16 protein-coding genes are annotated in these 17,241 nt (G+C 63.5%); 9 read left to right on the top strand and 7 right to left on the bottom strand.

Going from position 1 to position 17,241, the window contains the following annotated elements; genetic code table 11:
• Positions 1–35: 35 nt before the first annotated feature.
• On the bottom strand, positions 36–1,661 hold the full coding sequence (locus tag APH28_RS17140; protein WP_060511346.1) for an ABC transporter substrate-binding protein: 1,626 nt from the start codon (positions 1,659–1,661) through the stop codon (positions 36–38).
• Positions 1,662–1,961: 300 nt separating this feature from the next.
• Entirely contained in the window at positions 1,962–2,678 is a 717-nt protein-coding gene (locus APH28_RS17135) for an SIMPL domain-containing protein (protein ID WP_060511344.1), read from the bottom strand.
• 202 nt (positions 2,679–2,880) lie between these two features.
• On the opposite strand from APH28_RS17135, the gene APH28_RS17130 reads away from it, so the two are divergent.
• The 4 genes from APH28_RS17130 to APH28_RS17115 all read left to right on the top strand — a co-directional run bounded on the left by APH28_RS17130 (position 2,881) and on the right by APH28_RS17115 (position 7,235).
• Entirely contained in the window at positions 2,881–4,137 is a 1,257-nt protein-coding gene (locus tag APH28_RS17130; protein WP_060511342.1) for an ATP-binding protein, read from the top strand.
• Positions 4,137–4,697 carry a response regulator transcription factor gene (locus tag APH28_RS17125; protein WP_060511341.1) on the top strand — a complete coding sequence of 187 codons (561 nt, stop codon included), beginning with the start codon at positions 4,137–4,139 and terminating at the stop codon, positions 4,695–4,697. The genes APH28_RS17130 and APH28_RS17125 overlap by 1 nt, the downstream gene beginning before the upstream one ends.
• Before the next feature lie 182 nt (positions 4,698–4,879).
• A complete protein-coding gene (locus APH28_RS17120; protein ID WP_060511339.1) occupies positions 4,880–5,821 on the top strand; it encodes an AEC family transporter in 942 nt (313 codons plus the stop codon).
• Positions 5,822–5,876: 55 nt separating this feature from the next.
• Positions 5,877–7,235: an amino acid permease gene (locus APH28_RS17115; RefSeq protein ID WP_060511338.1), complete on the top strand. Its 1,359-nt coding sequence runs from the start codon at positions 5,877–5,879 to the stop codon at positions 7,233–7,235.
• 19 nt (positions 7,236–7,254) lie between these two features.
• Here the strand turns inward: APH28_RS17115 and APH28_RS17110 are convergent, their stop codons facing one another.
• The 5 genes from APH28_RS17110 to gatC form a co-directional block, all read right to left on the bottom strand.
• Positions 7,255–8,298, bottom strand: coding sequence for a calcium/sodium antiporter (locus tag APH28_RS17110; protein ID WP_060511336.1), 1,044 nt, complete (start codon positions 8,296–8,298; stop codon positions 7,255–7,257).
• Between the two features lie 72 nt (positions 8,299–8,370).
• Positions 8,371–8,745 carry a septal ring lytic transglycosylase RlpA family protein gene (locus APH28_RS17105; RefSeq protein WP_156340905.1) on the bottom strand — a complete coding sequence of 125 codons (375 nt, stop codon included), beginning with the start codon at positions 8,743–8,745 and terminating at the stop codon, positions 8,371–8,373.
• Positions 8,746–8,881: 136 nt separating this feature from the next.
• On the bottom strand, positions 8,882–10,327 hold the full coding sequence (gene gatB / locus APH28_RS17100) for an Asp-tRNA(Asn)/Glu-tRNA(Gln) amidotransferase subunit GatB (protein ID WP_060511334.1): 1,446 nt from the start codon (positions 10,325–10,327) through the stop codon (positions 8,882–8,884).
• Between the two features lie 11 nt (positions 10,328–10,338).
• Positions 10,339–11,790 carry an Asp-tRNA(Asn)/Glu-tRNA(Gln) amidotransferase subunit GatA gene (gene gatA, locus APH28_RS17095; protein ID WP_060511332.1) on the bottom strand — a complete coding sequence of 484 codons (1,452 nt, stop codon included), beginning with the start codon at positions 11,788–11,790 and terminating at the stop codon, positions 10,339–10,341.
• A 15-nt stretch (positions 11,791–11,805) separates the two neighbouring features.
• A complete protein-coding gene (gene gatC, locus APH28_RS17090; RefSeq protein ID WP_060511330.1) occupies positions 11,806–12,093 on the bottom strand; it encodes an Asp-tRNA(Asn)/Glu-tRNA(Gln) amidotransferase subunit GatC in 288 nt (95 codons plus the stop codon).
• 203 nt (positions 12,094–12,296) lie between these two features.
• On the opposite strand from gatC, the gene mreB reads away from it, so the two are divergent.
• The 5 genes from mreB to rng all read left to right on the top strand — a co-directional run bounded on the left by mreB (position 12,297) and on the right by rng (position 17,191).
• Complete coding sequence (mreB, locus tag APH28_RS17085) at positions 12,297–13,334, top strand: rod shape-determining protein MreB (protein ID WP_003255163.1); 1,038 nt, start codon at positions 12,297–12,299, stop codon at positions 13,332–13,334.
• 192 nt (positions 13,335–13,526) lie between these two features.
• A complete protein-coding gene (mreC, locus tag APH28_RS17080) occupies positions 13,527–14,549 on the top strand; it encodes a rod shape-determining protein MreC (RefSeq protein WP_371263096.1) in 1,023 nt (340 codons plus the stop codon).
• Complete coding sequence (mreD, locus tag APH28_RS17075) at positions 14,549–15,037, top strand: rod shape-determining protein MreD (protein ID WP_060511328.1); 489 nt, start codon at positions 14,549–14,551, stop codon at positions 15,035–15,037. Before mreC ends, mreD begins: the two co-directional genes overlap by 1 nt.
• A 30-nt stretch (positions 15,038–15,067) precedes the next feature.
• On the top strand, positions 15,068–15,679 hold the full coding sequence (locus APH28_RS17070) for a nucleoside triphosphate pyrophosphatase (protein WP_060511326.1): 612 nt from the start codon (positions 15,068–15,070) through the stop codon (positions 15,677–15,679).
• A 54-nt stretch (positions 15,680–15,733) separates the two neighbouring features.
• On the top strand, positions 15,734–17,191 hold the full coding sequence (rng, locus tag APH28_RS17065) for a ribonuclease G (protein WP_060511324.1): 1,458 nt from the start codon (positions 15,734–15,736) through the stop codon (positions 17,189–17,191).
• Positions 17,192–17,241 lie beyond the last annotated feature (50 nt).

Here is a 17,241-nt window from a genome sequence, read left to right as displayed (position 1 = left end):
CACCCGCCATCGATCGGCGGGTGCCCGGATCTACCCTATTTGTCCACGCTGACGCCGTAGAAGGCGTTCAGCGCGAACGGGCTGATCTTGAAGTCCTTCACCTTGGCGCTCATCGGCTGGTAGACCGTGGAGTGGGCGATCGGGGTGATCGGCACCTGCTCCTTGAGGATGTGCTGGGCCTTCTGGTACAGCTCGGTGCGCTTGGCCTGGTCGGACGTGGCCTTGGCCTGCTTGATCAGGTCGTCGTAGGGTTTGTAGCACCACTTTGAGAAGTTGTTGCCGTCGATGGCGTCGCAACCATAGAGGGTGCCGAGCCAGTTGTCCGGGTCACCGTTGTCGCCGCTCCAGCCAATCAGCATGGCGCCCTGTTCGCCGCCTTTGGAGCGCTTGATGTACTCGCCCCACTCGTAACTGACGATCTTCGCCTTGATGCCGATCTTGGCCCAGTCTGACTGCAGCATTTCGGCCATCAGCTTGGCGTTGGGGTTGTACGGTCGCTGCACGGGCATGGCCCACAGGGTGATCTCGGTGCCGTCCTTGATGCCGGCTTCCTTGAGCAGTTGCTTGGCTTTTTCCGGGTCGTACGGGGCGTCCTTGATGCTGGTGTCATAGGACCACTGGGTCGGCGGCATGGCGTTGACCGCCAGCTGGCCGGCGCCCTGGTAGACCGATTCGATGATCTTCTTCTTATCGACGGCCATGTCCAGCGCCTGGCGGACTTTCAGCTGGGCCATCGGGTTGGGCTCATTGCTGCCCTTGATCTTGTCCATCACGTTGTAGGCGATGTAACCAAGGTTGAAGCCGGCCTGCTGCGGCATCTGCAGGTTCTTGTCGGCCTTCAGCGGCTCGATGTCGGCCGGCCGCGGGAACAGGGTGACCTGGCACTCGTTTTTCTTCAGCTTCTGCATGCGCACCGAAGCGTCGGTGGTGATGGCGAAGATCAGGTTGTCGATCTTCACGTCCTCGGGCTTCCAGTAGTCCTTGTTGCCCTTGAAGCGGATCTGCGCGTCTTTCTGGTACTTGCTGAACACGAACGGGCCAGTGCCGATCGGCTTCTGGTTGATGTCGGCGGCCTTGCCGTCCTTGAGCAACTGATCCGCGTACTCGGCGGACTGGACCGAGGCGAAGCTCATGGCCAGGTTCTGGATGAACGCGGCGTCCACTTCATTGAGGGTGAACTTGACCGTGTGATCGTCGAGCTTCTCCACCTTGGCGATGTTCTTGTCCATGCCCATGTCGGTGAAGTATGGGAACTCGGTGGGGTAGGCCTTGCGGAAGGGGTGGTTCTTGTCGAGCATGCGGTTGAAGGTGAACAGCACGTCGTCGGCGTTGAATTCGCGGGTCGGCTTGAAGTAGTCGGTGGTGTGGAACTTGACACCCTCGCGCAGGTGGAAGGTGTAGGTCTTGCCGTCGTCGGCCACGTCCCATTGGGTCGCCAGGCCCGGGATGACCGCGGTGCCACCGCGTTCGAACTGGGTCAGGCGGTTGAAGACGGTCTCTGCCGAGGCGTCGAAGTCGGTTCCGGTGGTGTATTGCCCAGGGTCGAAGCCGGCCGGGCTGCCTTCGGAGCAGAACACCAGGTTGGACGCGGCGTGGGCTAGCGGAGCGCCGGCGAGCAAGCCTGCACCGAGCAGGAACGGAATGACTGCGTGTTTGAGCATGGTGGCCTCATTGTTGTCATTTTTGGTTTGAGGTGGCCTCGTGAGCCGACCTGCGGATACTTATGCAGGGGGTATTCCCAATGCAACAGGCAGAAGGATAGTTGGCGTCAGAAAAGTAGTACGAACGTACATGGATGTCGCATTCGTATAACTTTCAGCGAAGTTGAACGTTTGCGCAGGCGAAATGATGGCTTTTTTCAGGATGTTTCGGGGCGGGGGAGGCTGTAGGACGCACCTGTGTGGTGCGTAGGAAATGTCTGAAAATGTGGAATTAGGGGCGCGCTGCGCCCCCAATGTGCATCAAGGCATCTGTACTTCGATCAGGCCATCGGCATTCATGCTGACTTCACTGGTACCTGCTTCGATATCCGGCGCTGGCGCAGCCTCATCAGCCCCCATGGCCTTCATCGCCATCGGCGCGCTGCGCAGGTAAGGGCGCGGATACCCAGAGCTGTTGAGGTTCAGGCTGACCACTTTATAGCCCTTGCCGCCCAACGCCTCGGTGGCCAGCTGCGCACGGGCCTTGAACGCATTCACCGCATCCTTGAGCAGCTCATCCTCGCTGGCCTTGCGCGTGGCCGGGGCAATGGAGAAGTCCATGCCGCCCATTTTCAGGTCCTGCAGCAGGTCGGCAGTGAGCTGGGACAGGGCTGGGAAGTCGGCACCTTCCAGGCGCAGCTCGGCGCGCTCACGCCAGCCGGTGATCTTCTGGCCCTTGCTGTCATACACCGGGTAGCTGTTGCGGCTGCCCTGGCTGATCTTCACGTCCTTGACCTGGCGCGCCTGCTGCACGGCCTTGTTCATGGTTTCGGTGATCTGCTTGGCGAGCTTGCCCGGGTCGGTATTCTGCGCTTCGCTGTAGAGGGTCACGACCATCAGGTCGCGCGCCACTTCCTTGCTGACTTCGGCGCGCAGCGATACCTGGTTGAAGCGCGGCTCATCGGCCGCCAGTGCCGGCAGGCTGGCGAGCAGGCCACAGGACAGGATCAGGGCCGCGCCGCGACGTGGAATGTGCATGTGTTACTCCTTGGCAATAATGGGCGTGGGTTCTGGTCATCCATTCCACGCATGGCCCATCAGACCGGGACCAGTGTAGTGGGTTCAAAAGTGCCATCATGAACGTGTGACAAAGTGTGGCGCTTTGCCGCATCGCTGCAGTGGGGCGCCCGGCTTCGGTATACTCCAGCCGATTTTCCTGGAGCACTCATCGGGAGAGCGCATGCTCGCCGCCGCACAACCGTTGTCCGCAACACGCCAGAACCTCTGGCGCCTGACTGTCATTCGCGTACTGGTCCTGGCCGCCCAGGCAGGCTCTGTGGGCGTCGCCTACTGGACCGACCTGCTGCCGCTGCCGTGGCTTTCGCTGGCCGCGACCCTGGCCCTGTCGTCGATCCTCTGCGCCTTCACCGCCTTACGCCTGCGCCTCTCGGTGCCGGTCACCGAGACCGAATACGCCTTGCAGCTGGCCTGCGACCTGCTGATTCACAGCGCCTTGCTGTACTACTCAGGTGGCTCGACCAACCCGTTCGTCTCCTATTACCTGGTGCCGCTGGCGATTGCCGCGGTCACCTTGCCATGGCTCTATTCGCTGATCCTCTCGGGCATCGCTCTGACCGCCTACAGCTTGCTGCTGGTGCAGTTCTACCCGCTCGAGGGGCTGCCAATGGCGCGGGACAAGATGCAGGTTTACGGCATGTGGCTGAGTATTGCCCTGGCCGCCGCCGTGATCACCTTTTTCGCCGCGCGCATGGCCGAAGAGCTGCGCCGTCAGGAGCAGCTGCGCTCCGAGCGCCGCGAAGAAAGCCTGCGTGACGAGCAGCTGCTGGCCGTGGCCACCCAGGCTGCGGGCGCTGCCCATGAACTGGGCACGCCACTGGCGACCATGAGCGTGCTGCTCAATGAAATGCGCCAGGACCACACCGACCCGCTGCTGCAGGAAGACCTGCAGATCCTTCAGGACCAGGTCAAGCTGTGCAAGGAAACCCTCCAGCAGCTGGTGCGCGCCGCCGAGGCCAACCGCCGCTTGGCGCTGGTGGAGCAGGACGTCACCGCGTGGCTCGACGAGGCCCTGAACCGCTGGCACCTGATGCGCCCGGAGGCCAGCTACCGCTTCCAGCGCCTGCGCGACGGCGAAGTGCCGCGCCTGACGCCGCCACCCGACCTGACCCAGGCGCTGCTGAACCTGCTGAACAATGCCGCCGATGCCTGCCCCGATGACCTGCAGGTGACCCTTGACTGGGACGCCCAGGACATCCTGATCAGCATCCGCGACCATGGCCCTGGCGTGCCGCCGGCCATCGCCGAAGCGATCGGCAAACCCTTCATTACCACCAAGGGCAAAGGCTTCGGCCTGGGCCTGTTCTTGAGCAAGGCCAGCGTGACCCGTGCGGGCGGCTCGGTGAAACTCTATAGTCATGAACAGGGTGGCACCCTGACCGAACTGCGCCTGCCCCATGGCAAGCGAGGAGATGAATGATGAGCGAAGAAATCCAGGTCGAAGGCGAAGAGCTGCCGCACCTGCTGCTGGTGGACGATGACGCCACCTTTACCCGGGTCATGGCCCGCGCCATGAGCCGCCGCGGTTTCCGCGTGAGCACTGCCGGTTCGGCCGAAGAGGGCCTGATCCTGGCCCAGCAGGATCTGCCGGACTACGCCACGCTGGACCTGAAGATGGAAGGCGACTCGGGCCTGGTGCTGCTGCCCAAGCTGCTGGAGCTGGACCCGGAGATGCGCGTGGTGATCCTGACCGGTTACTCGAGCATCGCCACTGCGGTCGAGGCGGTCAAGCGCGGCGCCTGCAACTACCTGTGCAAGCCGGCCGACGCCGACGACGTGCTGGCAGCGTTGCTCTCGGAGCATGCCGACCTGGACTCGCTGGTGCCGGAAAACCCGATGTCGGTCGACCGCCTGCAGTGGGAGCACATCCAGCGCGTGCTGAACGAGCACGAAGGCAACATCTCCGCCACCGCGCGGGCGTTGGGCATGCACCGCCGGACCTTGCAGCGCAAACTGCAGAAGCGCCCCGTACGGCGCTGAGCCGGGGTTGGCCCTTTCGCGGGGCAAGCCCGCTCCTACAGGCATCGTGTGCCCCTGTAGGAGCGGGCTTGCCCCGCGAAAGGGCCGGTACAGGCATTAAAGTCCTCCACGATCCCCGCATTTCCTGACGCGTTGGCGTATCATTAGCCGCCTAACGGCAACCCCTTCAGGACCGCTTGCGCATGCTCGCCCTTCTAATCCAGACGCTGAACATCACGGCCCCCGTCTTCGCCATGCTGTTCATGGGCGTGCTGCTAAAGCGCATCCACCTGATTGACGACAACTTCAACCGCGTCGCCTCGCAGCTGGTATTCAACGTCTGCATGCCGGCACTGCTGTTCCTCGGCATCTACCACGCCGACCTGGCAACGGCGGTCAAACCCAAGGTCATTCTCTACTTCGTCGCCGCCACCCTGGTAGGCTTTGCCGTGGCCTGGGGCATGGCGATCTGGCGCAGCCCACTGGCCGACCGCGGCATCTACACCCAGGGCGCGTTCCGCGGCAACAATGGCGTGATCGGCCTGGCCCTGGCCGCCAGCCTCTATGGTGATTACGGCATCTCGCTGGGGGCAGTGCTCGCCGGCCTGGTCATCCTCATGTACAACTCGCTGTCGTCGGTGGTGCTGGCGGTGTACAGCCCGGACCTCAAGTCCGACCCCTGGAGCATCTGCAAGAGCATCTTCAGCAACCCGCTGATCATCAGTGTGCTGGTGGCCACGCCCATGGCCTACGGCCAGGTGCCGCTGCCCAACTGGCTGCTGACCTCGGGCGACTACCTGGCGCAGATGACCCTGCCGCTGGCGCTGATCTGCATCGGTGGCACCTTGTCGCTGGCGGCGCTGCGCGACAGCGGCAAGCTGGCCGTCGATGCCAGCCTGGTGAAAATGGTCTGGCTGCCGCTGATCGGCACCCTGGGTGCCTGGCTGTGCGGCTTCCGTGGCGCCGAGCTGGGCATCCTGTTCCTGTACATCGGCAGCCCGACGGCGGCGGCCAGTTACGTCATGGCTCGCGCAGCCAACGGCAACCATGAACTGGCAGCGTCGATTATCGTGATCACCACGCTAATGGCGGCGATTACCACCAATATTGGTATTTTCATCTTGCAGTGGGGCGGATGGATCTAGATCCTTGTCTGCAAACAACAGCACAACACTGCCTCACTGAGCCAAAGGACACTTCATGCAAGACCAGAGCACGCCCGAGCAGCTGAAGCGCGGGCTGAAGAATCGCCATATCCAGCTGATCGCGCTGGGTGGTGCCGTGGGTACCGGGCTTTTTTTGGGCGTCGCCCAGACCATCCAGCTGGCCGGTCCCTCCGTTTTGCTGGGCTATGCCATCGCCGGTCTGATGGCTTTCTTCATCATGCGCCAACTGGGTGAGATGGTGGTCGAGGAGCCGGTTGCCGGTAGCTTCAGTCACTTTGCCCACCAATACTGGAGCGAGTTCGCCGGGTTCGTCTCCGGTTGGAACTACTGGGTGGTGTACGTGCTGGTCGGCATGGCCGAGCTCACGGCGGTGGGCATCTATGTGCAGTACTGGTGGCCGGAGTTCCCGACCTGGGCGACGGCGGCGATTTTCTTCGTGGTGATCAACCTGATCAACCTCACCCAGGTGAAGGTCTATGGCGAAATGGAGTTCTGGTTCGCCCTGGTCAAGGTAGTAGCCATCGTCAGCATGATCGGTTTTGGCGCCTGGATGCTCGCCAGCGGCCATGGTGGCCCTGAAGCCAGCGTGGCTAACCTGTGGCAATACGGCGGCTTCTTCCCCAATGGTGTGACCGGGCTGGTGATGGCGCTTGCGGTGATCATGTTCTCGTTCGGTGGCCTGGAGCTGGTCGGTATCACCGCCGCTGAGGCCGACAACCCGCGCCAGAGTATCCCCAAGGCGACCAACCAGGTGGTCTACCGCATCCTGATCTTCTACATCGGCGCGCTGGCCGTACTGCTGTCGCTGTACCCCTGGCAGAAAGTGGTGCAGGGCGGTAGCCCGTTCGTGATGATCTTCCACGAACTGGACAGCGACCTGGTGGCGACCATCCTCAACATCGTGGTGCTGACCGCTGCGCTGTCGGTGTACAACAGCTGCGTATACGCCAACAGCCGCATGCTGTTCGGCCTGGCCAGCCAGGGGGATGCGCCGCGCCAGCTGCTCAAGGTCAGCCGCAGCGGCGTGCCGCTGACAGCGCTGGGGGTGTCGGCCTTCGCGACCGGTATGTGTGTGCTGATCAACTACCTGATGCCCGGTGAAGCGTTCGGCCTGCTGATGGCGCTGGCGGTATCGGCGCTGGTGATCAACTGGGCCAGCATCAGCATTACCCACCTGAAGTTCCGCAAGGCCAAGCTGGCGGCGGGTGTCACTCCGTTCTACCAGAGCTGGGGGCACCCGGTGACGAACTACCTGTGCCTGGCGTTCATCGTGCTGATCCTGGTGGTGATGTACCTGACCCCGCCGATTCGCATCTCGGTGTTGCTGATTCCGGGGTGGATCCTGGTGCTGTGGGGTGCCTTCAAGCTGAAGAAGGCTCGCCAGGGCAGGTGAGGGAAGCAGGCTCGGCCGCTCAGTGCTGCCTGCGCCAGGCCCGAACTGTGGTGAACAAAAGCACCGCGCCTAGAACCGGAAGCACATAGAACAGCATCAGCCGCTCCAGCCGCCCGGCCAGCGGCATGCCCATGGTGAAAGCGGCAATGTGCAGCCCGTAGGCCAGGTACAGGCACAGGAACACCAGCCCTTCGGCGCGGGTGATGCGATAGCCGGAGTAGAACACCGGCAAGCTCAGCGCGGCGACGCCAAGCATCACCGGCAGGTCAAAGGCCAGCGCATTGGGCGAAATGGTCAGTGGCTCGGGGGTGAGCAGTGCGGTCAGGCCCAGTACTGCCAGCAGGTTGAACAGATTGCTGCCGATCACCGTGCCTACCGCAATCTCCCGCTCGCCGCGAATGGCGGCGATCAGCGCAGCGGCAAGCTCAGGCAGCGATGTGCACACCGCCACCACGGTCAGGCCGATGACGCGCTCGGACAGGCCAAGATCGGTGGCCACCTCAATGGCCGCTTCCAGCAGCAGATGGCCGGCCAGGCTCAGCAGCCCAAGGCCGAACAGTATCTGTAACAGTGTCCCGGACCAGAAACGCCCAGCGCTGGCTACCGCGACATCCTGGGCGGGATAGGTGCGGGCATAGTTGCGCGACTGGTGCCACAGCATGGCCAGGTAGCCCACCAGGGCAAGCAGCAGCAACAACCCTTCGGCCCTGCCCAGGTGGCCATTGGCACAGAGCGCATAGACCAGGGCGCTGGCGGCGATCATCAGCGGGATGTCCAGGCGCACCAGCTGGCGCGATACCCGCAGTGGAATGATCAGCGCGGCCAGGCCGAGGATGACCAGCACGTTGAAGATGTTGCTGCCGATCACACTGCCCACGGCCACGTCGGGCGCACCCTGGTAGGCGGCCTGCAGGCTCACGGTCAACTGCGGTGCGGTACTGCCGAAGGCTACCAGGCTCAGGCCGATGATCAGTGGCCGCACGCGCAGGCGTTCGGCCAGGCGCAGCGCCGCGCGCACCAACAGTTCGGCTCCGGCGATTAGCAGCAGGAGGGCAGCGCCCATTTGCAGCAGGCTGAAGGTGGGGAGGGTGGCCAGGTCGAAAATGGTCGGGCTCCAGTCAGTTCGGGTATTGGCTCAGTCGCTCAGACCTTGTACCCGCACGCGCGCCGTTCCGCTACGGAGCATGCCGATTTTTTCTGCTGCAGCACGTGACAGGTCGATCAGGCGGCCGCGGGTATGCGGGCCGCGGTCGTTGATGCGCACCACCACGCTGCGGTCGTTGGCCAGGTTGGTGACCAGCACCCGGCTGCCGAAGGGCAGGCTGCGGTGGGCGGCGGTGAGGCCGTGCTGGTTGAACGGTTCGCCACTGGCAGTGCGTTTGCCGTGGTGGCGCGAGCCGTAGAAGGACGCGGTGCCGGTTTCGTTGTAACCGCGGGGGTCGATGTCATGGCTGGCGCAGCCGGCCAGGAAGGAGAAAAGGGCCAGGGTGCCTAGGGATCGTTTCAGCAATTCGGATGCTCCGGTGCATTGGGGCCGCTGTGCGGCCAATCGCGGGTCAAGCCCGCTCCTACAGGAATGCGCGATCTCTTGTAGGAGCGGGCTTGGCCCGCGATCGAGGGCAAAGCCCTCGCCGCTTTTTTTCAGCTCACCCTTCGAGCTTGGCCTTGAGCAATTGGTTCACCTGCCCCGGGTTGGCCTTGCCTTTGGAGGCCTTCATCGCCTGGCCGACGAAGAAGCCGAACATCTTGCCGCGCTTGGCCTCGTCGGCGGCGCGGTACTGTTCGACCTGCTCGGCGTTGGCAGCGAGCATTTCTTCGAGCATCTTGTCGATCGCGCCGGTGTCGGTGACCTGCTTGAGGCCGCGGCTTTCGATGATGCTGTCGGCATCGCCTTCACCGGCGGCCATGGCCTCGAACACGGTCTTGGCGATCTTGCCGCTGATGGTGTTGTCGCGAATGCGCAGCAGCATGCCACCCAGGTGCGCGGCGCTGACCGGCGCCTGGTCGATCTCGATGCCCAGCTTGTTCAGCAGGCTGCCCAGTTCGACCATGACCCAGTTGGCGGCCAGTTTGGCATCGCCACCGATCTTCACCACTTCTTCGAAGTAGTCCGCCTGCTCACGGCTGGATGCCAGCACGTTGGCGTCGTAGGCCGACAGACCGTACTGGCTCTGGAAGCGCTCGACCTTCTGCGGCGGCAGCTCCGGCAGGCCGGCGCGGATGGTTTCGAGGAAGCTGTCCTCGATCACCACCGGCAGCAGGTCCGGGTCGGGGAAGTAACGGTAGTCGTTGGCCTCCTCCTTGCTGCGCATGGAGCGGGTCTCGTCCTTGTTCGGGTCGTAAAGGCGGGTTTCCTGCACCACCTTGCCACCGTCCTCGATCAGGTCGATCTGGCGCTGGATTTCGCTGTTGATCGCGCGCTCGATGAAGCGGAACGAGTTGACGTTCTTGATCTCGCAGCGGGTGCCAAACTCGGCCTGGCCTTTCGGGCGGATCGACACGTTGCAGTCGCAGCGCAGCGAGCCTTCGGCCATGTTGCCGTCACAGATGCCCAGGTAGCGCACCAGCGCGTGGATCGCCTTGACGTAGGCCACGGCTTCCTTGGCGCTGCGCATGTCCGGCTCGGAGACGATTTCCAGCAGCGGCGTGCCGGCGCGGTTCAGGTCGATGCCGGTGGAGCCGCTGAAGTCTTCGTGCAGGCTCTTGCCGGCGTCTTCTTCCAGGTGCGCACGGGTCACGCCGATGCGCTTGATGGTGCCGTCTTCCAGGGCGATGTCCAGGTGGCCCTTGCCGACGATCGGCAGGTCCATCTGGCTGATCTGGTAGCCCTTGGGCAGGTCGGGGTAGAAGTAGTTCTTGCGCGCGAACACGTTACGCTTGCCGATTTCGGCATCGATCGCCAGGCCGAACATGCACGCCATGCGCACGGCTTCCTGGTTCAGCACCGGCAGTACGCCGGGCATGCCCAGGTCAACCAGGCTGGCCTGGGTGTTCGGCTCGGAGCCGAAGGTGGTGGCGCTGCCGGAGAAGATCTTCGACTGGGTGGCCAGCTGGGTATGAATCTCCAGCCCGATCACAACTTCCCATTGCATGTGTGAATTCCTCAGAAGCCGTTAGGGGCGCGGGTGTGCCAGTCGGTGACTTGCTGGTAACGGTGCGCGACGTTGAGCAGGCGGCCTTCCTGGAAGTACGGGGCCAGCAGCTGCACGCCGACCGGCAGGCCGTCGACGAAGCCGGCTGGCATCGACAGGCCCGGCAGGCCCGCCAGGTTGGCGGTGATGGTGTAGACGTCTTCCAGGTAGGCGGCGACCGGGTCGCTGCTCTTGGCGCCAAGCTTCCAGGCCGGGTTCGGCGTGGTTGGGCCGAGGATCAGGTCAACCTCGTTGAAGGCGGCCATGAAGTCGTTCTTGATCAGGCGACGGATCTGCTGGGCCTTGACGTAGTAGGCGTCATAGTAGCCGGCCGACAGGGCGTAGGTGCCGACCATGATGCGGCGCTGCACTTCGGCGCCGAAGCCTTCGCCACGGGAACGCTTGTATAGGTCGGTCAGGTCTTTCGGCTCTTCGCAGCGGTAGCCGAAGCGCACGCCGTCAAAACGCGACAGGTTGGAGGACGCTTCTGCCGGGGCGATCACGTAGTACGCCGGGATGGCATGCTGCATGTTCGGCAGGCTGATTTCCTTGACCACCGCGCCGAGCTTTTCCAGCTCCTTGACGCTGGCCTGGACCAATTCGGCAATGCGCGGGTCGAGGCCGGCACCGAAGTACTCCTTCGGCAGGCCGATGCGCAGGCCCTGCAGCGAGCCGTTGAGCGTGGCGCTGTAGTCCGGCACTGGCTCATCGATGCTGGTGGAGTCCTTGGTGTCGAAGCCTGCCATGCCTTGCAGCAGCAGGGCACAGTCTTCGGCGGTGCGCGCCAGCGGGCCACCTTGGTCGAGGCTGGAGGCGTAGGCGATCATGCCCCAGCGCGAAACACGACCGTACGTCGGCTTGAGGCCGGTGAGGTTGGTCAGTGCCGCCGGCTGGCGGATCGAGCCGCCGGTGTCGGTACCGGTGGTAGCCGGCAGCAGGCGCGCGGCCACGGCGGCGGCCGAACCACCGGACGAACCGCCTGGCACGTGCTCGAGGTTCCATGGGTTCTTCACCGCGCCGTAATGGCTGGATTCGTTGGCCGAACCCATGGCGAACTCGTCCATGTTGGTCTTGCCCAGGGTGACCATGCCGGCTTCGGCCAGCTTGGCAACCACGGTGGCGTCATACGGCGCCTTGAAGTTGTCGAGCATCTTCGAGCCGCAGCTGGTGCGCACGCCGAGGGTGCAGAACAGGTCCTTGTGGGCGATCGGTGCACCGAGCAGCGCACCGGTCTCGCCAACGGCGCGACGGGCGTCGGCAGCACGCGCCTGGCCCAGGGCCAGTTCTTCGGTGACGCTGATGAAGCTGTTGATCTGTGGGTCGATCTGCTTGACGCGTGCCAGCAGGGCGCCGGTCAGCTCTTCGGAGGAAAACGACTTGTCGGCGAGGCCGCGGGCGATCTCGGCCAGGGTCAATTCATGCATGGCAGGCTCTATCCCTTACTCGATGACTTTCGGAACCAGGTACAGACCGCTTTCGGTCGAGGGTGCGATGGCCTGGTAGGCGTCGCGCTGGTTGCTTTCGGTGACCTGGTCGGGACGCAGGCGCTGGCTGGCCTCCAGGGGGTGGGCCAGGGGCTCGATGCCGTTGGTATCGACCGCTTGCATCTGGTCGACCAGGCCGAGAATGCTGTTCAGGGCGTCAGTAATGCGTGGCAGTTCGCCGTCATTCAGGCCCAGGCGGGCCAGATGGGCGATCTTTTCCACGTCGCTGCGTTCAAGCGCCATGGTGATCTCCAGGGGAAACAAAGAACGGAATAGGTCCGCGGTGAGGAACATGTCAGCATTTTGGCGGTCTAACGGCCGCGATCATCTGCTGGCGTGCTCGGAAAAACAGCCAATTTAACATATTGGCTCCTTGCCCAAAATCCCTGCCATTGTTAGAGTTTGCCGCACTTTTTTACCCACGCTTTCCCCAGGGTCACTTTCCCATGTTCAAGAAACTGCGTGGCATGTTTTCCAGCGATCTTTCCATCGACCTGGGGACTGCCAACACCCTTATTTACGTGCGTGAGCGCGGTATCGTCCTGAATGAGCCCTCGGTTGTTGCCATCCGTACCCACGGCAACCAGAAAAGCGTTGTCGCCGTCGGTACCGAAGCCAAGCGCATGCTGGGCCGTACGCCAGGTAACATTGCTGCCATTCGTCCGATGAAGGACGGCGTCATCGCCGACTTCAGCGTTTGTGAAAAAATGTTGCAGTACTTCATCAACAAGGTCCACGAAAACAGCTTCCTGCAGCCCAGCCCTCGCGTGCTGATCTGCGTGCCGTGCAAGTCGACCCAGGTAGAGCGCCGCGCCATTCGCGAGTCGGCCCTGGGTGCTGGCGCCCGTGAAGTGTTCCTGATCGAAGAACCGATGGCCGCTGCCATCGGTGCCGGCCTGCCAGTCGAAGAAGCCCGTGGCTCGATGGTCGTCGATATCGGCGGTGGCACCACCGAAATCGCCCTGATCTCGCTGAACGGTGTGGTCTACGCCGAGTCCGTCCGCGTGGGCGGCGACCGCTTCGACGAAGCCATCGTCACCTACGTGCGCCGCAACTACGGCAGCCTGATTGGCGAGTCCACCGCCGAGCGCATCAAGCAGGAAATCGGTACCGCCTACCCGGGTGGCGAAGTGCGCGAGGTCGATGTGCGCGGCCGTAACCTGGCTGAGGGCGTACCACGCGCCTTCACCCTGAACTCCAACGAAGTCCTCGAAGCCCTGCAGGAATCCCTGGCGACCATCGTCCAGGCGGTCAAGAGCGCCCTGGAGCAGTCGCCGCCGGAGCTGGCCTCCGACATCGCCGAGCGCGGCCTGGTGCTGACCGGTGGTGGCGCGCTGCTGCGTGACCTCGACAAGCTGCTGGCCCAGGAAACCGGCCTGCCGGTGATCGTCGCCGAAGACCCGCTGACCTGCGTTGCCCGTGGCGGCGGTCGCGCCTTGGAGATGATGGACAAGCATGCGATGGACCTGCTCTCCAGCGAGTGATCCCTGCTGCTTTCGATAGCCCGGTTTACAGGTAGCACGCGCAGTGCTACCTGTATGCGCTGGGCTGGCGTCCATTCGGGCGTCGTTTCCGTCAACCCGCAACCAGGCTGGTGCGTTGTCCCATGTCCAATGACCTCCTGAGTCGTCCACGAGGAACGGCCCATTAAACCGCTTTTTTCCAAGGGCCCTTCGCTGGGCGTTCGCCTGCTGGTACTGGTGGTGCTGTCGGTCGCGTTGATGGTTGTCGACGCGCGTTTTGACGTGCTCAAGCCGGTGCGCAGCCAGATGGGCCTGGTGCTCATGGAATCGTACTGGATCACCGATCTGCCGCAGCGCATGTGGCAAGGGGTGGCCGGCCAGTTCGGCAGCCGCACCGAACTGATCGCCGAAAACGAGAAACTCAAGACCGAAGCCCTGCTGCTGCAGGGGCGCCTGCAAAAGCTGGCGGCCCTGACCGAGCAGAACGTGCGTTTGCGTGAGCTGCTCAACTCCTCGGCGCTGGTCAACGAGAAGGTCGAGGTGGCCGAGCTGATCGGTGTCGACCCCAACCCGTTCACCCACCGCATCCTGATCAACAAGGGCGAGCGTGACGGCGTGTTCCTCGGCCAGCCGGTGCTCGATGCCCGTGGCTTGATGGGCCAGGTGGTGGAGCTGATGCCGTATACCTCGCGGGTCCTGCTGCTGACCGACACCACCCACAGCATTCCGGTGCAGGTCAACCGCAACGGCTTGCGCGCCATTGCCAGCGGCACCGGCAATCCGGAGCGCCTTGAACTGCGCCATGTCGCCGACACCGCCGACATCAAGGAAGGCGACCTGCTGGTGAGTTCCGGCATGGGCCAGCGCTTCCCGGCCGGCTACCCGGTGGCCACGGTCAATGAAGTGATTCACGATTCTGGCCAGCCGTTTGCCATTGTCCGCGCCATTCCAACCGCCGCGCTGAACCGCAGCCGCTACATGTTGCTGGTGTTCAGTGACCGCCGCACGCCGGAGCAGCGCGCCACCGAAGCAGCCATCGCCCAGGAAGAGGCCGATCGCAAGGGCACTGGCCAACCTGCCGCCAATGCCGAGCAGCCGGCAGCTGCCCCAGCCCCGTCTCAGCCAGCGGTTCCGGCTGTGCCGGCAGCTGCGGGGCAGGCGCCTGCAGCCCCGGCTGCAGCGCCCGCCAGCCCTGCCGCCGCACCGGCGGCGCCCACCCATCCACGGAGGCAATGATGGCCAAGTCGCGCCGTAACCACGGTTGGGTCATCTGGCTGACGTTCGCCATCGGCCTGCTGCTCAGCGTTTCGCCCATGCCGCAGTTCCTTGAAGTGTTCCGGCCCATGTGGCTGGCGATGCTGGTTTCGTTCTGGACGTTGAACGTGCCGAACAAGGTGGGCATGACCACCGCTTTCGTTCTGGGGCTGGCCGAGGACGTGCTGTATGGCACCTTGCTAGGGCAGAACGCGCTCATCCTTACCCTGATCACGTTCCTCGTGCTGTCGCTGCAGCAGCGCCTGCGCATGTTCCCGCTGTGGCAGCAGAGCCTGGTGATCCTGGTGATCTTCGGTATCGCCCAGCTGATTCAGCTGTGGCTCAGTGCGCTCACCGGCAACCGCCTGCCGACCCTGGCGCTGGTCTGGTCAGCCGTGATCAGTGCCTTGCTCTGGCCATGGATCAGCTTCGCCCTGCGCGACTTGCGCCGACGTTTGCGTATCAACTGACGGCGCTGCCACTGACAGGGAGATGTCTAGATGAAACCACTCTACCTCGCCTCCGGCTCACCGCGCCGGCGTGAACTGCTTGGCCAGATCGGCGTGCCGTTCACCGTCATCAGTGCCCCTATCGATGAAACCCCGCTGCCGGACGAAAGCGCCGAGGCCTATGTCGAGCGCCTGGCACGGGCCAAGGCCGAAGCCGGCCTGGCCGCGCTGCAAGGCCCTGCCGTAGCGCTTGGCGCCGACACGGCAGTGGTGCTCGATGGTCGTATTCTCGGCAAGCCGGAAAACCGCGAACATGCCCTGACCATGCTGGCCGAACTGGCCGGCCGCGAGCACCAGGTATTGACGGCCGTGGCCTTGAGCGATGGCCAGCGCTGCGAAAGCCTGTGTGTGAGCAGCACCGTACGTTTTCGTCCTGTCGATGCCGCAGAAGCCGAGCGCTACTGGGCCAGTGGGGAGCCTGCGGACAAGGCGGGAGGCTATGCCATCCAGGGCTTGGGCGCGGTGTTCGTCACCGGGCTCGAAGGCAGTTACTCGGCGGTGGTCGGCCTGCCATTGTGTGAAACGGCCGACCTGCTCGCCCGCTTCGGGATCGCCTGCTGGCAGATACCGGCGCTTTTGCCAGAGGTAACAAACCAGCGGTAGCCAGCCCAGCACGCGCGATCCATCATTACCGAAGACCTTTGACGAGAGCCTGCCATGAGTGAAGAGATCCTGATCAACATCACCCCGATGGAATCGCGTGTGGCGGTGGTGGAAAACGGGGTGCTGCAGGAAGTGCACGTCGAGCGCACCCAGCGCCGCGGCATCGTCGGCAATATCTACAAGGGCAAGGTGGTGCGGGTGTTGCCTGGCATGCAGGCGGCGTTCGTCGACATCGGCCTGGAGCGCGCGGCGTTCATCCATGCATCGGAAATCTCCCAGCGCGAAGGTTCGGCAGTGGAGAACATCACTGCACTGGTGCACGAGGGCCAGGCCCTGGTGGTGCAGGTGACCAAGGACCCGATCGGCACCAAGGGCGCACGCCTGACAACGCAGCTGTCGATCCCCTCGCGTTACCTAGTGTACATGCCACGCAGCAGCCATGTCGGCATTTCGCTGAAGATCGAAGACGAAGCCGAACGCGAACGCCTCAAGCAGGTGGTCAGCAACTGCATGGACAGCGAGAACATCAAGGACGCCGGTGGCTTCATCCTGCGCACCGCCGCCGAGGGCGCGCGGGCCGAGGAAATCCTCCAGGACATCCGTTACCTGCGCCGCCTATGGGAGCAAATCGGCAGCCAGATCCAGACCTGTGGTGCGCCGACGGTCATTTATGAAGACCTCGGTCTGGCCTTGCGTACACTGCGCGACCTGGTGAACCCGAAGATCGAGAAGATCCGCATCGACTCGCGGGAAACCTTCCAGAAAACCACGCAGTTCGTCGCTGAACTGATGCCGGAAATCGCCGATCGCCTGGAGCATTACCCGGGTGAGCGGCCGATCTTCGACCTGTACGGGGTCGAGGACGAAATCCAGCGTGCCCTGGACCGCAAGGTGCCGCTCAAGTCCGGTGGTTACCTGGTGGTCGACCCGGCCGAAGCGATGACCACCATCGACGTCAACACAGGGGCGTTCGTCGGCCACCGCAACCTAGAAGAAACCATTTTCAAGACCAACCTCGAAGCCGCCACGGCCATCGCCCGGCAACTGCGCCTGCGCAACATCGGCGGGATCATCATCATCGACTTCATCGACATGGAAGACGAAGAGCACCAGCGCCAGGTGCTGCGTACCCTGGAAAAACAGCTGGAGCGCGATCATGCGAAGACCAACATCATCGGCATCACCGAGCTGGGCCTGGTGCAGATGACCCGCAAGCGCACCCGCGAAAGCCTTGAACAGGTGCTGTGCGAGCCTTGCGTCGCCTGTCAGGGCCGCGGCAAGCTGAAAACCCCCGAGACTATCTGTTACGAGATTTTCCGCGAAATCCTCCGCGAAGCCCGTGCCTACCAGGCTGAAGGCTATCGCGTGCTGGCCAACCAGAAAGTGGTCGATCGCCTGCTGGACGAGGAGTCCGGCAACGTTGCCGAACTGGAGGCGTTCATCGGCCGAACCATTCGCTTCCAGGTCGAGTCGATGTATTCGCAGGAACAATATGATGTGGTGCTGCTCTGAGCCATTCTGATACCCGCCCCGGATCGCACTGGCTGGCAAAACTGGCACGT

This window comes from Pseudomonas sp. NBRC 111124 (assembly GCF_001320245.1).
Lineage (GTDB): Bacteria > Pseudomonadota > Gammaproteobacteria > Pseudomonadales > Pseudomonadaceae > Aquipseudomonas.
Note: the sequence above shows the minus strand (reverse complement) of the source record. Positions and strands in the feature narration are given on the sequence as shown.

What these genes read in the sequence shown, in the direction of transcription:
- APH28_RS17140 (WP_060511346.1), bottom strand. Translation starts at nt 1,661, where the DNA reads ATGCTCAAACACGCAGTCATTCCGTTCCTGCTCGGTGCAGGCTTGCTC.
- APH28_RS17135 (WP_060511344.1), bottom strand. Translation starts at nt 2,678, where the DNA reads ATGCACATTCCACGTCGCGGCGCGGCCCTGATCCTGTCCTGTGGCCTG.
- APH28_RS17130 (WP_060511342.1), top strand. Translation starts at nt 2,881, where the DNA reads ATGCTCGCCGCCGCACAACCGTTGTCCGCAACACGCCAGAACCTCTGG.
- APH28_RS17125 (WP_060511341.1), top strand. Translation starts at nt 4,137, where the DNA reads ATGAGCGAAGAAATCCAGGTCGAAGGCGAAGAGCTGCCGCACCTGCTG.
- APH28_RS17120 (WP_060511339.1), top strand. Translation starts at nt 4,880, where the DNA reads ATGCTCGCCCTTCTAATCCAGACGCTGAACATCACGGCCCCCGTCTTC.
- APH28_RS17115 (WP_060511338.1), top strand. Translation starts at nt 5,877, where the DNA reads ATGCAAGACCAGAGCACGCCCGAGCAGCTGAAGCGCGGGCTGAAGAAT.
- APH28_RS17110 (WP_060511336.1), bottom strand. Translation starts at nt 8,298, where the DNA reads ATGGGCGCTGCCCTCCTGCTGCTAATCGCCGGAGCCGAACTGTTGGTG.
- gatB (WP_060511334.1), bottom strand. Translation starts at nt 10,327, where the DNA reads ATGCAATGGGAAGTTGTGATCGGGCTGGAGATTCATACCCAGCTGGCC.
- gatA (WP_060511332.1), bottom strand. Translation starts at nt 11,790, where the DNA reads ATGCATGAATTGACCCTGGCCGAGATCGCCCGCGGCCTCGCCGACAAG.
- gatC (WP_060511330.1), bottom strand. Translation starts at nt 12,093, where the DNA reads ATGGCGCTTGAACGCAGCGACGTGGAAAAGATCGCCCATCTGGCCCGC.
- mreB (WP_003255163.1), top strand. Translation starts at nt 12,297, where the DNA reads ATGTTCAAGAAACTGCGTGGCATGTTTTCCAGCGATCTTTCCATCGAC.
- mreD (WP_060511328.1), top strand. Translation starts at nt 14,549, where the DNA reads ATGGCCAAGTCGCGCCGTAACCACGGTTGGGTCATCTGGCTGACGTTC.
- APH28_RS17070 (WP_060511326.1), top strand. Translation starts at nt 15,068, where the DNA reads ATGAAACCACTCTACCTCGCCTCCGGCTCACCGCGCCGGCGTGAACTG.
- rng (WP_060511324.1), top strand. Translation starts at nt 15,734, where the DNA reads ATGAGTGAAGAGATCCTGATCAACATCACCCCGATGGAATCGCGTGTG.